Consider the following 23,141-nt stretch of genomic DNA (forward strand, 5'->3'; position numbering starts at 1 on the left):
TGACCCGCCCCACGCATCACTGACGTAGCCGACCCGCACCCAGACCGACCGAGCGATTCCAACGGCACAGGACGGGCCGCGCTGACGGCGCGGCCGGTCAGTCGGGAACGGCGCGCAGCAGGTCAGCGAGCTGCGCGGCATCCGGCACGTCGGGTCGTACCGTGCTGCCGTCGGCCGCGTAGTAGAAGGCCGCGTCGACCTGCTCGGGTTCCAGCCCGCGCAGCCGGGTGAAGGCAACGGCGTAGGCCCCCAGCTGCAGGGCGCGCACGCGCGCGTCCTCCCCGGTCGGCCGCCGACCCGTCTTCCAGTCGACGACCGTGTAGCCACCGTCGTCGCGGGCGAAGACGGCATCGATGCGGCCCCGCACGGCGATGCCGTCGATGAGGGTCTCGATCGACATCTCGATCTCGTCGGGGATCCGGCCGGCCCACTCACTCTCGAGGAACAGCTCCTTCATGCGCGGTAGCGCGAGGTCTCCTGCCTCCGCATCGTCGTCGGCGCTGCCGGGCAGGTCGAACAGGTCGACGAACGACGCCCGGGAGTAGTGCTGCTCGACCCAGGCGTGAAAGGCCGTGCCCTGTCGGGCCGCAAGTGCCGGTGGCCCCGGCATCGGTCGTCGCAGGGACATCGCGAAGGCCTGGGCGTCACGGGCGAGCGCCACGATGTTCGAGGCCGACAGGTGGCGGGGCAGGCTGACCAGGGCCTCACCGCTCTGGCGCCGCGCCGCCTGCTCGGCCAGGAGCAGGTGCAGGTCGCCACGACGGGGGTCACCCACCAGCTCGTGGTCTTCGGCGGACCGCGCCGCGACCAGCCGGTCAACCACCTCGAGCAGGGCAGTCCGTCGCGTCGCCATCGGGTCGTAGGGGAACTGACCCGAGACAGCGTGCGCGAGGTGCGGGTTCGGCGGCGAGACGAGCCCGCCCTTGCCGTCGTCGACGGCGAGCGGCGCCGGCGCCCAGGCGGAGACGCGCAGACGGGGGCCCAGCTCGTCGATGAGCTCGCGCAGGAACCGCGACGGAGCACAGAGCCCCTTACGCGTCGCCCCCCAGAAATGGGTCGAGAGCAACAGCTGCGACCGGGCGCGGGTGAAGGCCACGTAGGCGAGCCGGCGTTCCTCGGCCACGGCGTGCGCTCCCCCGGCGAGCGCGAACGACTCGAGGTCGCGACCGAGCGACTTACGGTCGGACGGCCCCCTCCAGTCGAGGTGCGGCAACCCGTCGCGGTCGCCCCGCAGGTCGTAGGGAACGGAGTCGATTCCCGTGAGCCAGCCGAGGTCTTTCGGGCGTCCGGTTCCGACCCAGTCGCCCTCCGCTGCGGTGGTGACCCGCACGGCCCTCGCCGAGTGGTCGGGAAACACCGACTCCACCAGGGCGGGGACGGCCACAAGGTCCCACTCGAGGCCCTTGGCCGCATGAACGGTGAGCACCTGCACGGCTTCGCTGGCGGCTTCGACGTGACCGGCGTCGAGGCCCCGCTCCTGGTCGCGTGCGGCATCGAGCCAGGCGAGAAAGCCCGCAAGCGTCGGCCGGTCGGACGTCATCGCGTACCGGGAGGCGACGTCACCGAAGGCGTCGAGGTGCACCCGCGCCGTGGAAGCGGTGTGCTCGGGTCGAGACAGCACCTCGATGTCGAGGCCGAGGGCCCGCTCGGCCTGCGCGACAAGGTCGATCAGCGGCAGTGCGGTGAGACGTCGCAACGACCGCACCACCTGGGCCAGCGCGGTGAGGCGGGCGAGCGCGGCGTCGCTGACACGGGCTCCGCCCCGGCTGACCCAGCCGGGTCGAGGCAGCTCGTCGAGCGCCTCGACGAGCCTGGCGGCGTCGGCGCTGTCGGGGCTGAGGTCGGCGTGGCGCAGACCTTCGGCCACCCCCCCGACGGCGCCGGATGCCAGCCCTTCGCCGCCTCGGTCGACCCCCCGGTTCCTCCCCTGCTCGCCACCCTGCTCGCCACCCTGCCCGTCACCCTGCTCGCCACCCTGCCCGTCACCCTGCTCGCCACCCAGCGACATGACGCCCTGGGTGGCCGGCGGATGACCCACTCGCCACGGTCTCGCGTGCAGCTCCCTGGCCCAGGCCCACAGCCCGTCGAGGTCGGCTGCCCCCAGACGGGTGACCGGGCCCGTGAGGAGGCGCATCAGCTGGTCTCCCCGCGAGGGGTCCTGAACGACCCAGAGGATGGCGACGAGGTCACCGATCTCGGGAGTCATCAGCAACCCGCCCAGGCCCACCACCTCAACGGGCAGGTCCGCGGCGCGCAGGGCGTCGATGACGAAGGGGAAGTGCGAGCGGCGCCGGCACAGCACGGCCGCCGTCAGGCCCGTGCGCCGCCCGCTCGGGGAGCGCCACCGTTGCGCGATCCACTCCGCCACGTGGGTGGCCTCGGCCTCGATGCCCTCGAGCCGGGCCACGTACACCGTGCCGTCACCCGCGCCGGGCCGGGGCGTGAGCGGCTTGACGTGGGCTGCGGCGAGGGGGGCCGCCGTGATGTTCGCGGCCTCGAGCACGAGACGGTCGTTGCGCCAGCTCGTCGACAGCGGAAGCACCTGGGCGAGCCCGCCCGCGTCGGCGAACTCGGTCGGGAACCGCGTCAACGTCGTGGCACTCGCCCCCCGCCAGCCGTAGATCGACTGGTTCGGGTCACCCACCGCCGTGAGGGCAACCGTGTCACCACCACCACCGGCGTCACCAGCACCTTCAGCCCCGTGGAAGAGGGAGCGCAGCACGGCGAGCTGGGCCTCGGAGGTGTCCTGGAACTCATCGAGCAGCACCGCCCGAAACCGTTGCCGCTCGATCTGCCCTACGAGGGGAACCCTCGATGCCAGCCGGGCCGCGACAGCCATCTGGTCGGCGAAGTCGAGCGACTCCCTCGTTCGCTTCAGCGCCTGGAACTGCTCAACCACGGGCAGCACGGCCCTGCGCTCGCGCAACACCGCGAGCGCGCTGCGCACCCCGGCCAGCGAACCTGGCCCGTCACCGTCGGGAAGGGAGTCGACCCGGGCGATCACCTCATCGAGATGGGCGCTGACCTCCTCCGGCGTGCGTACGTGCTCGGCCATCTCACCCGCCAGCGACATCACCGCGTCGATGATCGTCGACTCGGCCTTGGAGACACCGGCCATCGGGCCGTCGTAGCGGCTCACCGCCTCGGCTGCGAGCTGCCAGGCGCCGGCCTCGGTGAGCACCCGGAACTCGGGCTCGATGCCCACCCGCAGGGCATGCTCGCGCACCAGCCGTCCGGCGTAGGAGTGGTAGGTCGAGACGGTCGGGGTGCCGCCGAGCACCTCGGCCCCCGTTCCGTCGTCGGTGGGTGGAGACCAGAGGCCGGTTCTGACCAAGGCCCGCAGCCGGGTGGTGATGCGCTGTGACAGCTCGGCCGCAGCCTTGCGGGTGAAGGTCAGCCCGAGCACCTGGTCAGGCTCGACGAGCCCGTTCGCGACGAGCCACACCACCCTGGCGGCCATCGTCTCGGTCTTGCCCGACCCTGCGCCCGCCACCACGAGCAGTGGCCGCGGCCCGGCCTCGATCACGGCGCACTGTTCGGTCGTCGGGTTCGGCTGGCCGAGAGCCGCGGCGATGTCGAGCGCAGAGTGACGGGTCACAGCGACTCCCCCTCGGGCTGTACGGGGCACGACGACTTCAGCGCGCAGGTCTTGCACCAGCTGCCGGCGGTGGCCGTGAAGTCGGCCGCGCCCATGCCGTCAGCGGTCGCCTCGACCAGGGCCCGGGCCCAGCCGGGGTCAGGTGCCTGCCCGAGCTGTGCCTGTTGCTGCACACTCGGTTTGAGCCCGGAGAGCCCGGCCTTGCCGATCTGCACCAGCGCCGCCCCCGCGCTCTGGTCGCCGAGTGTCTCGAACGCGCCCGCCTCGACCGCCACCTGGTAGGCACCGAGCTGGCCGTGCTGCTCGAGGTCGGCCTGGGTCGGTTTGCCGGTACCGGTCTTGAGGTCGATGATGCGCAGCCGTGAGCGGTCGTCGCGTTCGATGCGGTCGACCCGACCACTGAGCTCGGCCCGGCCCACCGTCACCCGGAAGTCGGTCTCGATACCGACCGGCGCCCAGCCCTGCCCCTCTGCGATGACGCGGTAGGCCACGTAACGCGCCACCATGTCGTGCGCCTCCTGGCGTTTGCGGTCGGTGAGCCAGCCGGGACGCAGACCGAGGCGGCCCCACTGCGAGTCGACCTGTGCGCCCAGAGCGGCGATGTCGGCGTCGGGGTGCTCGGCCACGATGTCGTGCACCAGGGTGCCGATGGTCGCGGCTCCCTGGGAGGGGCCCTCACCCCCCACCGCGGACAGGAACCAGCGAACCCCGCACTGGCGGAAGTACTCGACCTTCGACGGCGAGACCCGCACGAGCTCGTCGGGGGCCCGCACCGAACGGTCGCTCGTCAGTCCCCGAAGGGCCCACCACGAGCCCGGGTCGGCGCCGGCCACCCCCGACCGGGCCGCCTGCGCCAGCAGGCCGATCGCCGGCTCCGACACACCGGGGTCGGGGCTGACCGCCTCGCGCCGCAGCTCCCCCACGAGCCCGGTGAGCGTCATCGCCCGGCCGACCTCGGTGTGGGCCCGCACCTCGTCGTCGATACGGCTGTCTCTACCGTCGCCCCTACCGGCTCGGTCATCGGCCCCCTCGGCTCCGTCGTCATCTCTGGGGTCGACCAGGTCGAGGTAAGGCGACGGCTGCTCGTCCTCGTTGCCGACCGCCGTGACCACGAGCCGCTCGGTGGCCCGGGAGATCGCGACGTGGAACAGCCGCGTCTCGTCGTAGCGCACGGCGGCCTGAGCAGCCCGGAAGCCGTGGGGGCGACCTGACACGACGTCGACGAGGTCTTCGGATCCGAGCACCGACCCCCGCAGCCGCAGGTCGGGCCAGACGCCCTCCTGCACCCCGGCGACCACCACGATGCGCCACTGCCGCCCTGCCGCGGTCTGAGGGGTGAGCAGCTCGACGGCCGCGCCGGCCTGGGCTCGCGGGGCGAGCGTGTCACCGGGAACGTCCTGGCCGGTGATGTGGTCGACGAACTGGTCTGGCCCGGCCTGCGGCAGGCGGTCGACGAAGGCGCCGGCCGCCTCGAAGAGCGCGAGCACGGCGTCGAGGTCACGGTCGGCACGTTCGCCGCCCGGTCCCCCGCCCAGGGCCGTGCGCCGCCACGTCTCAGCGACCCCTGACCCCTGCCACACGGCCCAGAGCACCTGCTCGGCACTGACCCCGGCCGCCCAGCGCCCGTCGTCGGCGATGGGAGCCGCAGCGACCCCTGCCGCCAGGGCGGCGGCGACCCGGGCCGCCGCCCGAGCGGGCGTTCCCATCACCACAGCCCGGCCGGGTTCGACCAGCAGCTCGGCGAGCAGCTCGTCACTCGACCGAGCGCCACCGGCGGCCAGCTCGTCGTGGCGAAGCAGTCGACGCAGGCGACGCAGGCTCACGGCATCCGAACCCCCGATCGGCGACAGCAGGAGGTCGGCCGCTCGAACCGGGTCGATCTTGTGGTCGCCACCCGAGTGCCGCGCCCGCGAGATCGCCAACGACTCCTCGAGGATGACGAGCAGCGGACGCACAGCAGTCTCGTCGCGCACGGGCGTCTCGGTGGCGGGGGCCGTCACCGGAACGCCACCCGAGGCGAGCAGACGGCGCAGGGTGGCGGCCCGACCCGAACCTCGCACGATGACGGCCATCTCGTTCCAGCCGACACCCTCGACGAGATGCGCCCGGCGCAGCAGGGAGCCGATGTGGCTGGCCTCCTGGGCGACCGAGCGCAGCAGGGCGACATCGACACTGCCGACACTGCCCGTCTCTGCTCGGCTGGCCGCGCCCCGCTGGGCCCCCCCGCCGAGGGCCCCGATACGGCGACTGACGCGAAGGGCCACTGCGGCGACCGACGCGGGCAACCGGGCGCTCGCGCCGAGGATGACCGTCTCGCTCTGCACGGACCGGGTCGACGGCACGCCCGGTCGAGGGTCGGGCCCCAGCTCACGCCAACCGTCGGCCAGAAACCGCGGGTCGGCACCGCGGAAGGTCTGCACCGCAGAGTCGGGGTCACCGAGCAGCACCATGCGCGGCCCGGCCGGGGCGATCACCCGCAGCAGCCGCGCCGCGGCTGACGTCAGCTCCTGCGCGTCGTCGACCACGATGAGGTCGAGTCGCTCGTGCAGCCGGGCGAGCGCCTGCTCGTCGTCAGCGAGCAGGTCGGCGGTCGCCGTCAGCACCCAGGCCGGGTCGTAGGCGCCGTGTCGGCTGAAGGAGGTCACCTCGTCGTACTCGCGCAGCACCTGCGCGGCCGCGACCCACTCCGCACGGTCGTGCCTCAGCCCGAGCTCGTGCAGGTCGGCCGGGACGAGGCCGTGCTCCACGGTGCGCATGAGCAGGTCACGCAGCTCGTTTCGAAAGCCCCGCGTCGTCAGGGCATCACTCACGGACGCCGGCCAGCTCGGCCCGGGGGCGTCACCGGCTGCGTGGCCGGCGAGCAGGTCGCGCAGGATGACGTCCTGCTCAGGGCCGTTGAGCAGGCGCGGCGCCGGGTCGCCGCGCAGGGTGGCCTCGGCGCGCAGCACGCCGAACCCGAACGCCTGCCAGGTGCGCGCCAGTGACTCGGTCGACGTGCCGTCGAGCCGGGCCGTGACTCGTTGCCGCAGCGCCGCGGCCGCCGACCGGCTCGAGGTGAGCACCAGGCAGGCGTCGGCCCGGGTACCCGATCGCACCGCCGAGACCACGGCCTCGACGGCGAGCGTCGACTTGCCCGTTCCGGGCCCACCGAGCACCCGCAGCACCTTCGCCGACGAGTCGAGCACCCGCTGCTGCGTCACGTCGAGAGGCGCCGCGTCGGCCACGAAGGCTGGCGCGCGACGGAGGATGACCACTCACGGATTCCATCACAGCCCGCCGACGGAGGCGGCCCGCTGCCCCACCACGCCGAACGGCATCCGTCTCAGTCGGCGACCAGCTCGACCTCGAAGCCCTCCCCGCTCTCGAGGTAGGCGGCGTACTGGTCGGGCCCCCCTGCGTGCGGATGCCGGTCGGCGAACATCAGCGACCAGCCACCCTGTTCGCAGTCGGTGGCCACGGCATCGACCTCGGCTCGCGAGCCCGCATGAAAGGCAAGGTGGTTGACTCCCGCTCGCTTTCTCTCGTGAGCGCCCGCCACGACGTCGGGGCCCGACTCCACCACGATGTAGAGACTGCCCAGCTCCCACGCCTGACCGTGGCCCCAGTCGTCACCGAGCCGGAAGCCGAGCCGGTCGAGCAACCACCCCCACTCCCGCGCGGCAGCCGTGATGTCGGACACCCAGATCTCGACGTGGTGCAGTGAACCGCGTGGCCCGCTCGTCAGAGCCGGCTCGCCATCGAAGTCCCAACGGGCCAGCGCGAGGTCGGCCCGACCACCCTCGAGGAGGCCGCGCACCATCGGGGTTCCCTCGGCGCGCCAGTGCTCGCGAGCCTCGTCCTCGTGGCACTGCGGTGGGCGCCCGTCGGCGCGGATGACCCGCCACCACGGCACGTCGGAGCCGTACCGGCTCATCACCGTGCCCACGGTGCGCGGGCCGAGGCCCCCCAGCCGTTTGGCGATGTCGCCGTAAGCGAGCACCCGCCCCTCGGGGATGCGCGCCACGAGGTCGAGCACGCGGGCGGCGTGATCCTCCACCGACACGATGTCTCCTGCGTTCTCTCGGGTTCTCGGTCAGTACTCGGGCTGGCTCGGGTCGATCTCGCGCAGATACGCCAAGATGCCGCCCTCGACGTTGGCGACGTCGGTGAAGCCCGCCTCCAGCGCGAGCCGGGTGGCCTCGGCCGAACGGCCGCCGACCTTGCAGTGGATCAGCACCCGACGGTCTCGTGGCAGCTCGGCGAAGGCGCCGCCGTCGCGGAATCTGTCGAGGTGGATCGGGACCGCCCCGGGGATGCTGGCGATGGACCGCTCCTGCTCACCTCGAACGTCGACGAGCACCGGGGGGTGGGGGCTCGCCAGCTCAGCCGCCATGGCACTGACCGACACGGAGGGCAGGTCGGTCGTGGTTGCCCCGCCCACCGGCATCCCGCAGAACTGCTCATAGTCGACCAGCTCGGTGACGGTCGGGGAGTCGCCACAGACCGGGCAGTCGGGGTCGCGGCGCACCGTGAGGTCGTCCCAGGTCTGGCGCAGGGCGTCGTGCACGAGCAGACGCCCGACCAGTGGCTCACCGATGCCGAGCAGCAGCTTGACCGTCTCGGTCGACTGCACCGACCCGATGGCGGCGCAGAGCACGCCGAGCACGCCTCCCTCGGCGCAGCTCGGCACCGTGCCGGGGGGCGGCGGCTCGGGGAAGACGCAGCGGTAGCAAGGGCCGTGCCCCGCCCACCACACCGAGACCTGCCCGTCGAACCGCAGGATCGAGGCCCAGACGTGGGGCTTGCCCAACAGCACGCACGCGTCGTTGACGAGGTAGCGGGTCGGGAAGTTGTCGGTGCCGTCGACGACCACGTCATAGTCGGCGATGACCGACAGGGCGTTGCCCGAGTCGAGCGTCACGTCGTGACGAACCACCGTGACGTGTGGGTTGACCCGGTGCACGGCCCTTTCGGCGGATGCCGTCTTCGGGTGGCCGATGTCGTCGTCGGAGTGGATGACCTGGCGGTGGAGGTTGGTCAGCTCGACGACGTCGGCGTCGACGACCCCGATCGTGCCGACACCGGCGGCGGCGAGATAGAGCAACGCGGGCGAGCCCAGGCCGCCGGCTCCGACCACCAGCACCTTGGCCGCGGCGAGCCGCTCCTGGCCCTCCCGGCCCACGCCGGGCAGCAGGAGGTGGCGGGCGTAACGGGTGACCTCGGCCGGCTCGAGCGGCCGACCGGTCGTCACCAGGGGATCGGTGGGCATGGCCTCACCGTACTGCGGTGCCGCGCAACGACGGCTACCTGAGGCGTCATCGACCTACTGCTCGGTATGGTGATCCCGGGCTGTCGTCGCCAGGAGTCGTCCTCACGCCGACGCTCGCAGCAGGCCGAGACCCGACGCAGGCGAGGATGGCGATGAACGACGACTTCCAGGCGACCCGGGGCCAGCGCCTGCCCCGCTCCGAGCGACGCGCCCAGCTGCTCGACTCCGCGCTCGGGGTCTTCGTCGAGAAGGGCTACCACCAGGCAGCCATGGACGACATCGCGGCGAGCGCCGGCGTGTCCAAGCCCGTGCTCTACCAGCACTTCCCCGGCAAGCTCGAGCTGTACCTGGCCCTGATCGACCAGCACGCCAGCGAGCTGGAGACGCTCGTGCGCGACGCCCTCGCCCTCACCGACAACAAGGCCCGCATCGCCACCATGGTCGGTGCCTACTTCGACTTCGTCAGCCAGGACGGAGCCGCCTTCCGGCTCATCTTCGAGTCCGACCTCGCCAACGTGCCCGAGGTGCGGAGCCGGCTCGACCAGATCGACCTCACCTGTGCCCAGGCGATGGCCGACATCATCATCAGCGAGTCGTCGCTGGGCCAGCAGGAGGCGATGCTCGTCGGGGTCCAGCTGGTGAGCCTGGCCCAGACATCGGCCCGCTACTGGCTCACCCACGAGGCGACGTTGCCCAAGGAGACCGCCATCCGCGTCACGGGTTCGCTCATCCGTCGCGGCATCAGCGCCTTCCCGGCAGTGGCGAGCAAGAGCGGCGCGCGTTCCGATGGCGCGCGGGAATCGGTCGCCACCCCTGCTCGTTAAGGTGGCGGTGCGGGTCGTTCCGCATCACCAGGCGCTGCAGCGCAGCGCACCAGAACGGAGAGAGTGGGTTTGACGTGGAGGTTCGCATCGGCGTGCAGAACGTGGCGCGCGAGATCACCTTCGAGACGACGCTGACGGCCGACGAGCTCGTGGCCGCCGTCAAGGCGGCGCGTGGTTCCGACGTGCTCGAGCTGACCGACGACAAGGGCGGCAGGGTGATCGTGCCGACCGAGTCGATCGGCTACGTGACCACCGGCGCGGAGAAGAAGGGTGGGGTCGGCTTCGGCGCCCACTGAGAGGCTGCGCCCCAGAACGCGGGAGGCCACCGGAGCGTCGCCGAACATTGACGGTTCGACCGCGTGTGGCGTGCCTGCGATGAAGTGGGTACATGAAAGCCTGAAGGCGGCCTGGAGACCCCGGGCCGTCACCGCCCGACACCGGGCTTGAGGGAGGGAGCACACCATGATCGGAACCATTATCGGCGCCATCGTCGCCGGCCTTGTCATCGGCGCGCTCGGCCGGCTGATCCTGCCGGGCAAGCAGAACATCTCGATCGTGATGACGATCGTCATCGGCATCGTCGCCTCGTTGGTCGGCACGTTGATCCTCGGGGGGATCTTCGGTTACGGCAACGACAACGGCGGCGTGAAGTGGTGGTACTGGATCGTCAGCGCGATTCTCGCGGCGGTCGGCATCTCGGCCTACGGCCGACTGCAGAAGAAGTAGTCCAGACCAAGTACCGCAGGCGGATGCGTCTGAAGGGCCCGACCACCATGGTCGGGCCCTTTCGCCGTGCTGCTCCGTTCGCGTCTCCACCCTTGCTGCTCGAGCGAGAAGGCTGCTCGAGCGGGAAGGCTGAACGGGCCTCAGGCCGACAGCCCGAGGCGCTCCATGCGCCTCGTGTGCTCGTCGGTGAGCCGCACGAACATCCGCCCGAGCTCAGCCAGATCAGCCCCCGCCCGGCCCGGTGAGCCGACGAGGATGCTGGCCAGAGCGTCCCGTTCGACCCCGACGCGTTGGGCCTGCTGGATCGCCTCGCCGACGAGGCGTCGACCCCACAGCGCCAGGCGTCCGGCCACCCGCGGCTCGGCCACGATCGCGTCGCGGATCACTCCGACGATGAACTCCGCCTGCCCGGTGTCTTCGAGCACGCGGGTGACCAGGGCTCGGGTGTCGTCGTCGACATACGCGGAGATCTCGCGGTAGAAGTCCTGCGCGATGCCCTCCCCGACGTAGGCCTTGACCAGGCCCTCGAGCCAGTCGGAGGCCACGGTGCGTTCGTGGAAGGCATCCAGCGGTGCGACGAACGGCTCCATCGCGACCTCCGTCGCCACGCCCAGGGCCGCGAGACGCTCCGAGAGCAACGTGAAGTTCTTCAGCTCCTGGGCCGCCAGCATGGCGAGCGACGACTTGTGACTGAGGTCGGGGGCGAGGTCGGTGTCTTTCGCGAGCTGGGTGAAGGCCCGCAGCTCGCCGTAGGCCAGCACGCCGAGCAGGTCGGTGACGGCCGCGAGGTATCCCGGATCGGCAGGCACGGCGAACTCGACAGGGTCGGATGCGGCACGTTCGGGGAGCTCGCTCATGCGGGCCAATCTAGTGACCTGAGCAGGAGTGCAGGCGCTTGCCGCTAGACTGGTGTCGACAACTCGGTGCCCGGTCGGCCCGATGGTTTGCCCTGGTGGTGCCCGCGAACACGATGAGCACCGGTGGAACCGCCCGAACAGTGGCGGCCACGCGCCGTAACGACACTCTCCGATCGGCCCGTCATGAGCCACTGAGCTCCCACGCCCTTGTGGGGTGCTCGTGCTGATCGAGAGACCTCAATGACTGACCTGAACGACACGAACAGCGTCCAACCCCTGCTCGAGACGGAGTCCGACCTCACGGTCGAGGCCATCGCCGCAGAGGTCATCGAGGCACCAGCCGAGATGCCGGAAGACGTGCCCGAGGTGACCTTCGCCGACTTCGGCATCCACCCCGACATCGTCGCGGCCCTGGCCGACGGTGGCATCCTGACGCCGTTCCCCATCCAGTCGATGACCCTCCCCGTGGCGCTCGGCGGCCACGACATCATCGGGCAGGCCAAGACCGGCACCGGCAAGACCCTTGGGTTCGGTGTGCCGATGCTCAACCAGGTCGTCGCACCCGGCGATGAGGGCTTCGACGCACTGGCCCGACCCGGCAAGCCCCAGGCCCTTGCCGTGGCTCCGACCCGCGAGCTGGCGGTGCAGGTGGCCGGCGACCTCGAGCGGGCCGGTCGGCGGCGCGGCATCCGCGTGCTGACGGTCTACGGCGGCCGGGCCTACGAGCCGCAGATCGAAGCCCTGCGCACCGGGGTCGAGATCGTCGTCGGCACCCCCGGGCGCCTCATCGACCTGGCCAAGCAGGGCCACCTCGACCTGTCGCAGGCCAAGGTCGTCGTGCTCGACGAGGCCGACGAGATGCTCGACCTCGGCTTTCTGCCCGACGTCGAGACCCTGATGTCGCAGACGCCCGGCAGCCGCCAGACCATGCTGTTCTCGGCCACCATGCCCGGCGCCATCGTCACCCTGGCTCGTCGCTACATGACCCAGCCCACCCACATCCGTGCCATGGGCGACGAGAACGAGAACGCCCATACCGTCAAGGCCGTCGAGCAGTTCGTCTACCGCGCTCACGCCATGGACAAGGTCGAGATGCTCTCGCGCATGCTCCAGGCCCGCGATCGTGGCCTCACCATCATCTTCAGCCGCACCAAGCGCACCGCGGCCAAGGTCTCCGACGAGCTCGTCGACCGTGGCTTCGCCGCCGCGGCCATCCACGGCGATCTGGGTCAGGGAGCCCGCGAGCAGGCCCTGCGCGCCTTCCGCAACGGCAAGGTCGACATCCTCGTGGCCACCGACGTCGCCGCCCGCGGCATCGACGTCGACAACGTCACGCACGTCATCAACTACCAGTGCCCCGAAGACGAGAAGACCTACCTGCACCGCATCGGCCGTACGGCCCGCGCCGGCAACACCGGGGTGGCCGTCACCTTCGTCGACTGGGATGACCTGCACCGCTGGGCGCTCATCAACAAGACCCTCGATCTCGGCATCCCGGAGCCCCAGGAGACCTACTCGAGCTCTGACCACCTCTACTCCGACCTCGACATCCCCACCGACTCCAAGGGCCGGCTGCGCAGGTCACAGCAGACCCGCGAGGGCTTGGGCGCCGAGCAGATCGAAGACCTCGGAGAGACCGGGAAACGGCACGGCAAGAGCGGTGGTGACCGCCACACCAAGGGCGGGTCCGGTCGTGACGGTGGCAGCGCCGCCCGCCGCCCGGAGCGTGCGAGTGAGTCCCGCGACGCCGGGCCGGCCGATGACAGCGAGAGCCGTCCCCGGCGCAGCCGCAACCGTCGCCGAACGCGCGGCGGCGGGGCTGCCGCTGCGGGGTCCGCGGTGAGCGACATCGAGAGCAGCGCCGCCCCGTCGAGCGAAGCCGCCGCCACCGACGACTCCGGTCCGTCGCGCTCACCGCGCCGTCGGCGTCGGGGTGGGGCCGGCCGCGACAAGCAGACCGCGGGCGCGGGCACGTCCACCGACTGACCTCAGGGTGACCCTCTTGGTCACCACCGAGATGAGGTGGGCGGACACCACGAAAGGGAGCATGCGATGAGGGTGCATGACGCCATCGGCGGTCGGCTTCAGGCCTTCATCGAGAGTCAGCACCTCTTCTTCGTGGCCACCGCTCCCCTGTCCGCCACGGGTCATGTGAACGTGTCGCCCAAGGGGATGGGCGACACGTTCACCGTGGTCGACGAACACACGGTCGCCTACCTCGACCTCACCGGCAGCGGGTCCGAGACCGTGGCCCACCTGCGCGAGAACGGTCGAATCACCGTGATGTTCTGTGCCTTCGACGGGGCACCCAACATCGTGCGACTGCACGGCGCCGGTCGCTACCTCACCCCCGACGACGCCGAGTTCGCCTCTCATCGATCGCGGTTCGGTCACCATCCCGGAGCTCGTGGCCTGGTCGTCGTCGACGTCGAGCGGGTATCCGACTCGTGCGGCTACGCCGTGCCCAACCTGGCCTTCGAGAACGACCGAGGGGTTCTCGACGCCTGGGCCCAGACCCGGGGTGAGGTCAAGCTCGCTGCCTACCACCGCGAACGCAACGCCACCTCGATCGACGGGCTCCCGGCGCTACCCTCCGACTGAAGCGGCCGCTTCCACGCTCAGACCCACTCCGGGCAGACGAACGCCGGCCGACGGGTCGACGTCGGCCGGCGTTGGTGTCCCCTGGCTCAGGCCGAGGGGATGGTGGAGGTGTCGATGACAAACCGGTAGCGCACGTCACCGGCGACGACACGGTCGTAGGCGGCATCCACCTCGTCGGCGCCGATCGTCTCGATGGTCGCCGCGATGCCGTGCTCGGCACAGAAGTCGAGCATCTCCTGGGTGGCCGGGATGCCACCGATGGCCGAACCGGCGATGACACGGCTACCCCCGATGACGGCGCCCGGGGGGAACTCGTAGTTGTTCGAGGGCAGCCCGACGTTGGCCATGACCCCGAGCGGCTTGAGCATCGCGAGGTAGGTGCCCATCGGCAGGTCGGCGCTCACCGTGTTGATGATGATGTCGAAGCTGGCCCGTAGCGCCTTCAGCGTCTCCTCGTCGGAGGTGGCGTGGTAACCGGTGGCTCCGAGCTGCTCGGCGTCGTCCTTCTTCGCGTCGGTGCGGCTCAGCACGCTCACTTCGGCGCCCATCGCGGCGGCGAGCTTGACGGCCATGTGGCCCAGGCCTCCGAGACCGATGACGGCTACCTTCTTGCCGGGCCCGGCGCCCCAGCGCTTGAGCGGGCTCCAGGTGGTGATGCCCGCACACAGCAGCGGCGCGGCGGCATCCAGCTCGATGCCCTCGGGGATGCGTAGCGCGAAGTCTTCAGAGACCACGAGCTGCTGGGCGTAGCCACCCAGGGTGTCCTCGCCGTCGTAGTCCTTGCCGTTGTAGGTCGGCACCGAGCCCTTGACGCAGAACTGCTCCTCGCCGTTCTTGCAGTACTCGCACTCGCCACACGAGCCGACCATGCAGCCGACACCGACGCGGTCGCCGACCTTGTGCTTGGTCACGCCGTCACCGACCTTGGCCACCACTCCGGCGATCTCGTGACCGGGAACCATCGGGAAGATCGCGCTGCCCCACTCCTCCCGCACCTGGTGGATGTCGCTGTGGCAGATGCCGGCGAACTTGACGTCGATGAGGATGTCGTCGTCACGCAGGTCGCGGTGCTCAACGGTGCCGGTCTCGAACGCTGCTCCAGCGCGGGGGGCGATGATAGCTGCGGTGCTGATCATGGATCTCCTTGGGGTCGTCGGCCACCGACGGTTATCGAAGCGGCACTCCTCGTTCCAGCGTCTCGCTGTAGCCGTTCATTCCCCGGAACGGAAGACTCACAGCCTCGGCAGCAGGGCGGTGGCCACGTCGCGGTAGGCCTGAGCACCCTTCGACGAGCGGGCCGTCGTCAGGATCGAACGGCCCACGGCCGGGGCCTCGGCGAACCGCACCGTCTTGGGGATCGCCGGGGTGAGCACCGGCAGGTCGTAGCGCTCGCCGACGTCGGCGAGCACCTCGCGGGCGTGGTTGCTGCGCCCGTCGAACAGGGTCGGCAGGATGCCCCAGACCTCGAGGTCGGGGTTGAGGATCGTGCGCACGTCGGCCACGGTGTCGAGCAGCTGGCCCACTCCGCGGTGGCTCAGCATCTCGCACGGCATCGGGATGATGAGCCCGTTCGCGGCTGTCAGCGCGTTGAGGGTGAGCACCCCGAGGCTGGGCGAGCAGTCGAGCACCACGACGTCCCAAGGCCGCCCGCCCTCGTCGGATGCCGCTGCGGCGCGTAGCGCGGTGCGCAGCACGTACTCGCGACCGGGGCGTCCCAGCAGCATCGCCTCGGCGCCCGCCAGCTCGATCGCCGACGGCACGAGGTCGACCCCGTCAGCGCACTCCACGACGACCTCGGCCAGCCCCACACCGGTGGTGAGCACGTCGTGAACCGACCGTTCGACGGCGTCGGGATCGACACCGAGCGAGAACGTGAGGCAGGCCTGCGGGTCGAGGTCGACCAGCAGCACCCGCTTGCCGAGCTCGGCGAACGCGGCCCCCAGGCTGGCCACCGACGTGGTCTTGGCGACCCCACCCTTCTGGTTCGCCACGGCAATGACGACCGGTGCCGACGAGGGGGACTGCTTCGAGCTCTGCTGGTTACGGCGGGCCATGGTGGTCAGTCTGTCAGGTCGTCAGGATGCCGCTTCACCCCGCTTGCGGCGCCGATGGCGGGCGACGGGCACCCCTGCTGTGTGGACCAGCTCGTGCTCCCCGGCGTTCCCCACGAGGGGCACGCTGCCGAGCTGCCGTTCGATCACCGGGCCCTGGCCGTCGAGCGCGACGACCGCCGGGGCACCCGGGCCAACCGTCACCCGGTCTCCGCGAACGATCACGTCGATGCTGGCGCCCTCCGCCCGGGCGGCCTCGGCACTCACCTGACCGAGGGTGAACTCGATCCGGTCACGGAACAGCTCGACCCGAAGGCGATGCCCGCGCACCTGAAGGCCGAACTCCAGCGACGGCCAGTGGGCCGGTAGGCGCGGGTCGAAGGTGAGCGTGCCGTTGTGGTCACGCATTCCCGCGAAGCCGTAGACCAGACTGTTCCAGACGCCGCCGGCCGAGGCCACGTGCACCCCTTCCGACGCGTTGCCGTGCAGGTCGGCGAGGTCGACGTAGAGCCCGGCGTGGAAGTATTCGACGGCCAGTCGCTGGTGTCCGACCTCGGCGGCCACGATCGACTGCACGACCGATGACAGGGTGGAGTCACCGGTGGTGATGGGGTCGTAGTACTCGAAGTCGGCCCGCTTCTGCTCCAACGAGAACATCTGACCCTGCAGGAACAGGGCGGCCACGACGTCAGCCTGCTTGAGCACCTGGAAGCGGTAGATGACCAAGGGGTGGTAGTGCAGCAGCAGCGGCCACTTGTCGTCAGGGGTGGCGGCGAGGTCCCACACCTCCCGCTCGAGGAAGTGCTGGTCCTGGGGGTGGATCCCCAGAGCCTCGTCGTAGGGGAAGTACATGCGTTCAGCACAGTCCGCCCACTCGGTCACCTCATTCTCGGCGAGGTCGAGCCGGGCACACATCCGGGCATACCCGTCGGGGTAGTCCTCGGCGAGCCGAAGGGCCCACCGGGCGGCCTGGCGCAGGTTGTCGCTCGCCATGACGTTGGTGAAGAGGTTGTTGTTCACCACGGTGGTGTACTCGTCGGGCCCGGTCACCCCGTGCAGGTGGAAGCGCCGCTCGTCGCCTCGGCCGAGCCAGAACCCCAGGTCGGCCCACAACCGGGCGGTCAGCACGAGGATGTCGATGCCTTCGCGCAGCATGAAGTCGTCGTCGCCGGTGGCCTGGACGTACTTGCACAGAGCGAAGGCGATGTCGGCGTTGATGTGGTACTGCGCCGTGCCGGCCGCGTAGTAGGCCGAGGCCTCCTCACCGTTGATGGTGCGCCACGGATACAGCGCCCCGAGCTGGCTGAGGTCATGCGCCCGGCGACGGGCCGCCGGGAGCATCAGGTACCGGAACCGCAGCGCGCCCCGAGCCACTCGGGGCGAGGTGTAGCTGAGGAACGGCAGCACGTAGGTCTCGGTGTCCCAGAAGTAGTGGCCCTCGTACCCGGAGCCGGTGACGCCCTTCGCCGCGACCCCCGACTGCTCGACGCGGCCGGTGGCCTGCGCCAGCTGGAAGAGGTTCCAACGGATGGCCTGCTGAATGGCCGGGTGTCCGTCGACCCTGACGTCGGCATCGGCCCAGAAGCCGTCGAGCCAGCGCCGCTGTTCGGCGAAGCACTCGTCCACCCCGTCGTCACGCACGCGGTCGAGGGTGCGCCTCGCACGGTCGACGAGCTCTCGCACGGGCACCCCCCGTGACGTGTGGTAGACCGCTGCCTTGACGATGCGGATGGTCTGCCCGACCTTGCCCTTGACCCGGTAGATCTTCTTGCCGAGGTCGGCCTCGGCGTGGCTCAGCTCCTCGTACGCGTTGTCGGTCACGATCTCGTGGTCGACGGCCACGGCGAGGGTCATGCCCGAGTTGGCGCAGCGGTAGCTGAGAATGGTGCGTCGGTCGCTCGACCACTGCGTCTGGGGCTCGAGCACCCGCTCGGTCATCTTCCTCGCCTTACGCGGGTCGCGGCCGTCGCCCGCCCCCGCCGACGCGACGTGGTACTCGTCCTCGCCGTCCTGACGGTTGAGAATCTGCGACGAGATCGCCACCGGCGCGTCGACGTCGAGCAGGGTGACGTCGAAGGTCATGACCGCCAGGTGTCGTTGCTCGAACGAGACCATCCGCTGCGACTCGATGCGAACCCGCTTGCCCGACGGGGTGACCCAGATGAGCGACCGCCTCAGCACCCCGTCGCGGAAGTCGAGTCGACGCTCGTAGTGTTCGAGGTCGGCCATCGAGAGCATCAGCGGCTCGTCGTCGACATACAGCTTGATCGTCTTGACGTCGGGGACGTTGACGATGGTCTGCCCGGTGTGGGCGAACCCGAACGCCTCCTCCGCGTGGCGGATCGGCCACGTCTCGTGGAAGCCGTTGATGTACGTGCCGTGGGAATGCACGTCGCGGCCCTCCTCGACGTTGCCGCGCATGCCCAGGTAGCCGTTGGCGACGGCGAAGACCGTCTCGGTGATGCCGAGATCCTCCGTGCTGTGCCACGTCTCGGTCCACGCCCACTCGTCGACGGGGAAGCGGGTTCGGTCGATGGGGTCGGGATTGCCCTGCAGTGAGTTCTTCATCGGGCAGTGCCTTCAGGCCGTCGAGGCAACACGACGGTGAACCGGGTCGGGGATCAGCTCGTCGAGCTCGTTCACCACGAGGTCAGCCCCCTCGTCGAGCAGGGGCTGCGCGCCGACACCCCGGTCGACGCCGACCACGAGCCCGAAGGCCCCGGCCCGGCCGGACGCGACCCCTGACAGCGCGTCTTCGAAGACCACCGAGCGTGCGGCTGCCACGCCGAGAAGCTCGGCGGCGCGAAGGTAGGTGGCGGGTGACGGCTTGCCGTCGAGACCCTCGCGAACGGCCACCACGCCGTCGACCACGACCGGGAAGCGGTGCGCGAGCCCAGCGGCGGCCAGCACCGTGGCGGCGTTGCGCGACGACGAGACGACTGCCATCGCGGTGCCCTCCTGCGCGAGGTGGTCGAGCAGCCGAACCGAGGCGGGATACGGCTCGACGCCCTCGTCGTGCAGGATCGCCGAGAAGACCGCGTTCTTGCGGTTGCCGAGCCCGCCCACCGTCTCCTCTTCAGGAGCGTCGTCGGGTGTGCCCTCCGGGAGCGAGATGGCACGCGAGGCCAGGAGGTCGCGCACGCCGTCGAAACGGGGCTTGCCGTCGATGTGGGCGAAGTAGTCGGCCGACGTGTACCGGTCGGCGACACCTCGACCATCGAGGTACTCGCTGAACATCCGGTTCCACGCACGCATGTGGACCTCAGCGGTGGGTGTCAGCACCCCGTCAAGGTCGAAGAGCGCGGCGTCGTAGTCGCTCCAGTTCACTCTTCAACCTTAGAGCCATACCCGCCTTCGCGTGGGGACACGCGCCGACCCCGGGCTCAGGAGGCAGGGCCACCCTCGTTGCTGCCCGCAGCGGGGTAGCCGGCGGCATCGAGGCCGGCCCAGTCGCTCTTCTCGGGCCCCATCGTCTGACCCTCCGGGCAGTGGGCCCGAAAGTCACACCACGAGCACATCGCCGACAGCCGCGGCGCAAAACGGCTCGACTCCACCCCCACCTCGCGAAACTCGGCGTCGGCCCGGCGCAGGTCGGAGGCGATCGACTCGGCCTCGGCCACCTTGCGCTGCAACGACTCCGGCGTGTGCTCGTGGGCAACGACGGTACCGGAGGGGATGTGGTGCAGCTCCACCCGACGGCTGGGCCGACGGAACACCCTGGCCGCAGCGACGGCGTAGAGCGCCAGCGGCAGCGAGGTGCGCGCGTCGTCGTCGGTCGGCACCTGTCGGCCGGTCTTGTAGTCGACCACCACCACCTCGTCGTCGCGCTCGTCGAGGCGGTCGATGCGACCGGTGACCGCGATGTGGTCGGTCTTGAGGGAGACGCTGCGCTCGATACCGGCCGGTTGTCGGTCGCGGTCGATGCCCCGCAGGTACTCGATGACGGCGTCGCGAACGCGGGCCCGCCAGGCCATCGACTGCTCCGGGTCGCGAAATCCGGCGTCGATCCAGCTTGCCCGAACGAGCTCGGCCACGCCGGCTGGGGTGCGTCGGGAAACCGGGAGGTCCCAGAAGTCGCGGAGCGCGTTGTGGGTGGCGATACCGACGGAGGTGTGGGCGCGCTGGGGCCGGGTCGGCGGCTTGGGCCGGTCGAGGTACTGCATCCGGTAGCGACGGGGGCAGTCGAGCCAGGCGTTGAGCCGTGACGGCGACGCCACGTAGAGCGGGGTCGGCATGTCGGCGAAGCTCGCCTGTTGCGGTTGGGCGGTCGTCACGCTGACCACCCTAGGCGTCCGGTCGCCCCTGTCCCGGATGCCGTCCCCACCCTCGACGCTCGAGCGGCCGTGACCGGAGCAGCTGACGCCGGCACCTGGACGGCGCCTAGCGACGCGATCGGACGACGGCGCCGAAGCGGTCTGCCGCCACCGCCAGCTCGCGCTCGAGGTCGTCGACGACCTGCGCCACCGACTGCACCTCCCGAACGGACTGCAGCCCCTGGCCGGCCGCCCAGATGCGGGACCAGCGTTTGGCGGGACTCTGGGCTGCGTCGTACCTGCGGTCGCCCTCGAAGACGAGGTGGTCGGGGTCGAGGCCGTTCGCCAGCAGGCTGGGTCGTAGCCACGACGCGGCGGCGCCGGTGACGCCGGCACTGACGACCAGGTCGTCGAGGCCGTGCTCGACCACCATCTGCTTGTACTCGGCAGCAGCCCGACTCTCGTCAGTGGCGAGGAACCGCGTGCCGAGGTAGACGAGGTCGGCTCCCGTCGCGATGGCCCCGGCCACGCCGTGCCCGTCGCCCACCCCACCTCCCACCGTGACGATGCCGTCGAAGAACTCCCGCACAGCCGACACGAAGGGGAACGGTGAGAGGTGCCCGGTGTGCCCACCGGCTCCTGCGCAGATGCAGGCGAGACCGTCGACTCCTGCGGCCACTGCCTTGCGCGACAGTGCCAGGTCGACGACGTCGGCGATGACCAGCCCGCCGTAGCCCTTGACGACGTCCATCACCGGCCGGGGTGAACCCAGCGCCGTGATCACGACGGGCGGTCGGTACTTCGCGACCAGACGCAGGTCGTCGGCCAGCCTCGTGTTCGACCGGTGGGTGATCAGGTTGACGGCCCAGGGCGCCGGTGGGCGCGGGGGCGACACGACGGCAGCCGGCCCAGCGGCGTTCGACGCGGCGGCGTTCGACGCGGCGGCGTTCGACGCGACGGCGTCGGAGGCGACGGCATCCGAGGCGACGGCATCCGAGATGGCGGCGAGCCACCCGTCGAGCTGTTCGACGGTTCGGCAGTTCTGGGTGGGGAACGCTCCGAGGATGCCGGCCCGCGCCGCGGCGATGACCAGCTCGGGCCCCGAGACGAGGAACATGGGGGCCGCGACGACCGGCAGCCGCAGCGCCGCGAGCAGCGACTCGCGGTTCACGGACCCACCTGCTGGCGGAGGGCGCGTTTGAGGATCTTGCCCACCGGGTTGCGTGGCAGCTCGTCGCGGATCTCGAGCCGCTCGGGCAGCTTGAACGACGCGATCCTCTTGTTCCGCAGAAACGCCACCAGCTGGTCGAGGGTGAGGCTCTCGCCCGGCGCCAGTGACACGACGGCGGCCACCCGCTCACCGAGGAGGTCGTCGGGGTCGCCGATCACCGCCACATCGACAACGGCCGGGTGGTCGGCGATGAGGCCCTCCAGCTCGGCCGGAGCGATGTTCATGCCGCCGCGGATGACGAGGTCTCTGGCCCGGTCGAGGTAGTGCAGAAACTGGCCCTGGTCTCCGGCGATCTCGAACAGGTCGCCCGAGCACAGGTAGCCCTGGTCGTCGAAGGGGCTCGGGCGAGCCGCGCCGTTGAGATACCCGGCGAAAACGGTCGGTCCGTTGAGCCGCATCTCTCCCGGTACCCCCGGCGCGGTGATGTCGTCACCCGTGACGAGGTCGACGAGCCGCACGTCGATCCATTCGGAGACCCGGGTCGACCATTTCACGTCGGGGGCACCGAAGCGGGGAAAGAACCGGGCACGTTCGTCGGGATCGGGGAAGTCGTCGGGGCTCGAGAGAAGCCCGACCCCCTCGTTGGAGCCGAAGAAGTTGATGATGCCGATGCCGTGCTTCTCCTGCCAGCCGCGCACCATCGCCGGCTGGAGCGGTACCGACCCCGAGCCGATGCGGGTGAGGCTGCTGAGGTCGACCTTCGCCATCAGGGCCTCGTTGTGGAGCAGCATCGAGAGCAGGGCGGGCGGCGCCACCGTGTAGGTCGCCCGCTCAGTCGCGATCTGTGCGAGGAAGGTGGGTAGGTCGAACGGATGATGTTGCACCAGAACACAACCCGTCCGGATCCAGGGCAAGAACATGCCGCTGATGCCGGCCATGTTGATCATCGGGAAGGGGTTGAGCAGCACGTCATCGGCGGTGACCCCCGGGGCGTCGACGGTGGCCCAGGTGACCGCCAGCCAGTCGAGATGACAGCGCGGCACGCCCTTCGGCTCGCTCTCGGTGCCGGACGTCCAGCAGATCGTCAGGGCGTCGTTCGCGTCGTTCGGGTCGGCGGAGACGTGCTCGGTGACGAGGGCGCGCTCGTCGTCGGTGGCCGGCAGCGGCTGGAGGCACACGGCATCCGGCGGCATGCCGTGCAGCTCGACATCGGCACCGAAGGCGACGACGTGCTCGACGGTCGGCATTCGGTCACGCACTCCCAGCACCTCCGCCACCGGCGAGCGACCACCGAAACGGGGAGAGGTCACGAAGGCCACGAAGCTCGCCTGCGTGCCCATCGTCACGATCTCGTGCTCGCGGTACTGCATGGGCAGCGGGGACACGACGACGCCGATCGTCCAGGCGGCCAGGTACACCTCGACGAGCTCGATGGTGTTGGGCAGCTGCACGCCGAGCACGTCTCCACGACCCAGCCCGAGCCCCAGCAGCCGGGCGGCGAGGTGGGTGACCTCGTCGCTCAGCTGCGACCAGGTGAGGCGCCGCGGCGGCGACCCCAGCAACGCCTCGCGGTTCGCCGGGTCGACCACGGCGAGGTGGTCACCCCGGGCGCCCACCTGTTCGGCGAAGAGCCGGTCGACGGTCTCGTCGGTCCACCAGCCGCGGGCCTGGAAGTCGGCCACCCTCGCGGCCGGGTGCAGCCCTCGCGCCATCGTCATCTGACTACCCGCCCCACTTCGTCGTGTCGGCCATCCGCCCCGATCCTGCCGCACCTGCCGGTCAGGAGGAGGCGAACGAGATGGTTGTCGTGCT

Annotated in this window: 17 protein-coding genes; 5 read left to right on the forward strand and 12 right to left on the reverse strand. The window is 70.6% G+C overall.

All coding sequences use genetic code 11. The features are described 5' to 3' along the window. Positions 1–97: 97 nt before the first annotated feature. The 4 genes from BA895_RS03630 to moeB form a co-directional block, all read right to left on the reverse strand. Positions 98–3,598 carry an ATP-dependent DNA helicase gene (locus BA895_RS03630; protein WP_254666302.1) on the reverse strand — a complete coding sequence of 1,167 codons (3,501 nt, stop codon included), beginning with the start codon at positions 3,596–3,598 and terminating at the stop codon, positions 98–100. Further along, entirely contained in the window at positions 3,595–6,852 is a 3,258-nt protein-coding gene (locus BA895_RS03635) for an ATP-dependent DNA helicase (protein ID WP_070190523.1), read from the reverse strand. The genes BA895_RS03630 and BA895_RS03635 overlap by 4 nt, the downstream gene beginning before the upstream one ends. 68 nt (positions 6,853–6,920) lie before the next feature. Next, positions 6,921–7,640: an MGMT family protein gene (locus tag BA895_RS22960; RefSeq protein ID WP_083282931.1), complete on the reverse strand. Its 720-nt coding sequence runs from the start codon at positions 7,638–7,640 to the stop codon at positions 6,921–6,923. Between the two features lie 30 nt (positions 7,641–7,670). After that, complete coding sequence (gene moeB / locus BA895_RS03645) at positions 7,671–8,846, reverse strand: molybdopterin-synthase adenylyltransferase MoeB (RefSeq protein WP_070190524.1); 1,176 nt, start codon at positions 8,844–8,846, stop codon at positions 7,671–7,673. 152 nt (positions 8,847–8,998) lie between these two features. Between moeB and BA895_RS03650 the strand changes: the two genes are divergently transcribed. From BA895_RS03650 to BA895_RS03660, 3 genes are all read left to right on the forward strand, one after another. Continuing rightward, the gene (locus BA895_RS03650) at positions 8,999–9,670 is read left to right on the forward strand and encodes a TetR/AcrR family transcriptional regulator (protein ID WP_070190525.1); all 672 of its coding nucleotides are present in this window, start codon (positions 8,999–9,001) and stop codon (positions 9,668–9,670) included. Between the two features lie 74 nt (positions 9,671–9,744). Then, positions 9,745–9,966, forward strand: a complete 222-nt coding sequence (locus BA895_RS03655) for a DUF3107 domain-containing protein (protein ID WP_070190526.1) — start codon at positions 9,745–9,747, stop codon at positions 9,964–9,966. A gap of 166 nt (positions 9,967–10,132) precedes the next feature. Continuing rightward, on the forward strand, positions 10,133–10,396 hold the full coding sequence (locus BA895_RS03660; RefSeq protein ID WP_070190527.1) for a GlsB/YeaQ/YmgE family stress response membrane protein: 264 nt from the start codon (positions 10,133–10,135) through the stop codon (positions 10,394–10,396). A 140-nt stretch (positions 10,397–10,536) separates the two neighbouring features. Here BA895_RS03660 and BA895_RS03665 read toward each other — a convergent pair whose 3' ends face one another. Further along, entirely contained in the window at positions 10,537–11,253 is a 717-nt protein-coding gene (locus BA895_RS03665) for a ferritin-like fold-containing protein (RefSeq protein WP_070190528.1), read from the reverse strand. Between the two features lie 345 nt (positions 11,254–11,598). On the opposite strand from BA895_RS03665, the gene BA895_RS03670 reads away from it, so the two are divergent. Beyond that, on the forward strand, positions 11,599–13,239 hold the full coding sequence (locus BA895_RS03670; protein WP_254666307.1) for a DEAD/DEAH box helicase: 1,641 nt from the start codon (positions 11,599–11,601) through the stop codon (positions 13,237–13,239). 66 nt (positions 13,240–13,305) lie between these two features. Further along, on the forward strand, positions 13,306–13,854 hold the full coding sequence (locus BA895_RS03675) for a pyridoxamine 5'-phosphate oxidase family protein (protein WP_070190530.1): 549 nt from the start codon (positions 13,306–13,308) through the stop codon (positions 13,852–13,854). An 86-nt stretch (positions 13,855–13,940) separates the two neighbouring features. On the opposite strand, the gene BA895_RS03680 is transcribed toward BA895_RS03675, so the two are convergent. The 7 genes from BA895_RS03680 to BA895_RS03710 form a co-directional block, all read right to left on the reverse strand. After that, on the reverse strand, positions 13,941–14,990 hold the full coding sequence (locus tag BA895_RS03680; RefSeq protein ID WP_070190531.1) for an NAD(P)-dependent alcohol dehydrogenase: 1,050 nt from the start codon (positions 14,988–14,990) through the stop codon (positions 13,941–13,943). A gap of 96 nt (positions 14,991–15,086) precedes the next feature. Continuing rightward, on the reverse strand, positions 15,087–15,908 hold the full coding sequence (locus BA895_RS03685) for a ParA family protein (RefSeq protein ID WP_070190532.1): 822 nt from the start codon (positions 15,906–15,908) through the stop codon (positions 15,087–15,089). Between the two features lie 21 nt (positions 15,909–15,929). After that, positions 15,930–18,473 carry a glycoside hydrolase family 65 protein gene (locus BA895_RS03690; protein WP_070190533.1) on the reverse strand — a complete coding sequence of 848 codons (2,544 nt, stop codon included), beginning with the start codon at positions 18,471–18,473 and terminating at the stop codon, positions 15,930–15,932. A 12-nt stretch (positions 18,474–18,485) separates the two neighbouring features. Then, on the reverse strand, positions 18,486–19,232 hold the full coding sequence (locus BA895_RS03695) for an HAD family phosphatase (RefSeq protein WP_070190534.1): 747 nt from the start codon (positions 19,230–19,232) through the stop codon (positions 18,486–18,488). Between the two features lie 56 nt (positions 19,233–19,288). Then, positions 19,289–20,179, reverse strand: coding sequence for a PD-(D/E)XK nuclease family protein (locus BA895_RS03700; RefSeq protein ID WP_254666303.1), 891 nt, complete (start codon positions 20,177–20,179; stop codon positions 19,289–19,291). Positions 20,180–20,285: 106 nt separating this feature from the next. Next, positions 20,286–21,329: a nitronate monooxygenase family protein gene (locus tag BA895_RS03705; protein ID WP_254666304.1), complete on the reverse strand. Its 1,044-nt coding sequence runs from the start codon at positions 21,327–21,329 to the stop codon at positions 20,286–20,288. Then, positions 21,326–23,047, reverse strand: a complete 1,722-nt coding sequence (locus tag BA895_RS03710) for a class I adenylate-forming enzyme family protein (protein WP_070190535.1) — start codon at positions 23,045–23,047, stop codon at positions 21,326–21,328. Before BA895_RS03710 ends, BA895_RS03705 begins: the two co-directional genes overlap by 4 nt. Positions 23,048–23,141: the final 94 nt, after the last annotated feature.

It is taken from the genome of Humibacillus sp. DSM 29435, from assembly GCF_001758225.1.
GTDB lineage: Bacteria > Actinomycetota > Actinomycetes > Actinomycetales > Dermatophilaceae > DSM-29435.

Coding starts and splice junctions, on each gene's coding strand:
- moeB (WP_070190524.1), bottom strand. CDS start 8,846: ATGCCCACCGATCCCCTGGTGACGACCGGTCGGCCGCTCGAGCCGGCC.
- BA895_RS03650 (WP_070190525.1), top strand. CDS start 8,999: ATGAACGACGACTTCCAGGCGACCCGGGGCCAGCGCCTGCCCCGCTCC.
- BA895_RS03660 (WP_070190527.1), top strand. CDS start 10,133: ATGATCGGAACCATTATCGGCGCCATCGTCGCCGGCCTTGTCATCGGC.
- BA895_RS03665 (WP_070190528.1), bottom strand. CDS start 11,253: ATGAGCGAGCTCCCCGAACGTGCCGCATCCGACCCTGTCGAGTTCGCC.
- BA895_RS03670 (WP_254666307.1), top strand. CDS start 11,599: ATGCCGGAAGACGTGCCCGAGGTGACCTTCGCCGACTTCGGCATCCAC.
- BA895_RS03675 (WP_070190530.1), top strand. CDS start 13,306: ATGAGGGTGCATGACGCCATCGGCGGTCGGCTTCAGGCCTTCATCGAG.
- BA895_RS03680 (WP_070190531.1), bottom strand. CDS start 14,990: ATGATCAGCACCGCAGCTATCATCGCCCCCCGCGCTGGAGCAGCGTTC.
- BA895_RS03685 (WP_070190532.1), bottom strand. CDS start 15,908: ATGGCCCGCCGTAACCAGCAGAGCTCGAAGCAGTCCCCCTCGTCGGCA.
- BA895_RS03690 (WP_070190533.1), bottom strand. CDS start 18,473: ATGAAGAACTCACTGCAGGGCAATCCCGACCCCATCGACCGAACCCGC.
- BA895_RS03710 (WP_070190535.1), bottom strand. CDS start 23,047: ATGACGATGGCGCGAGGGCTGCACCCGGCCGCGAGGGTGGCCGACTTC.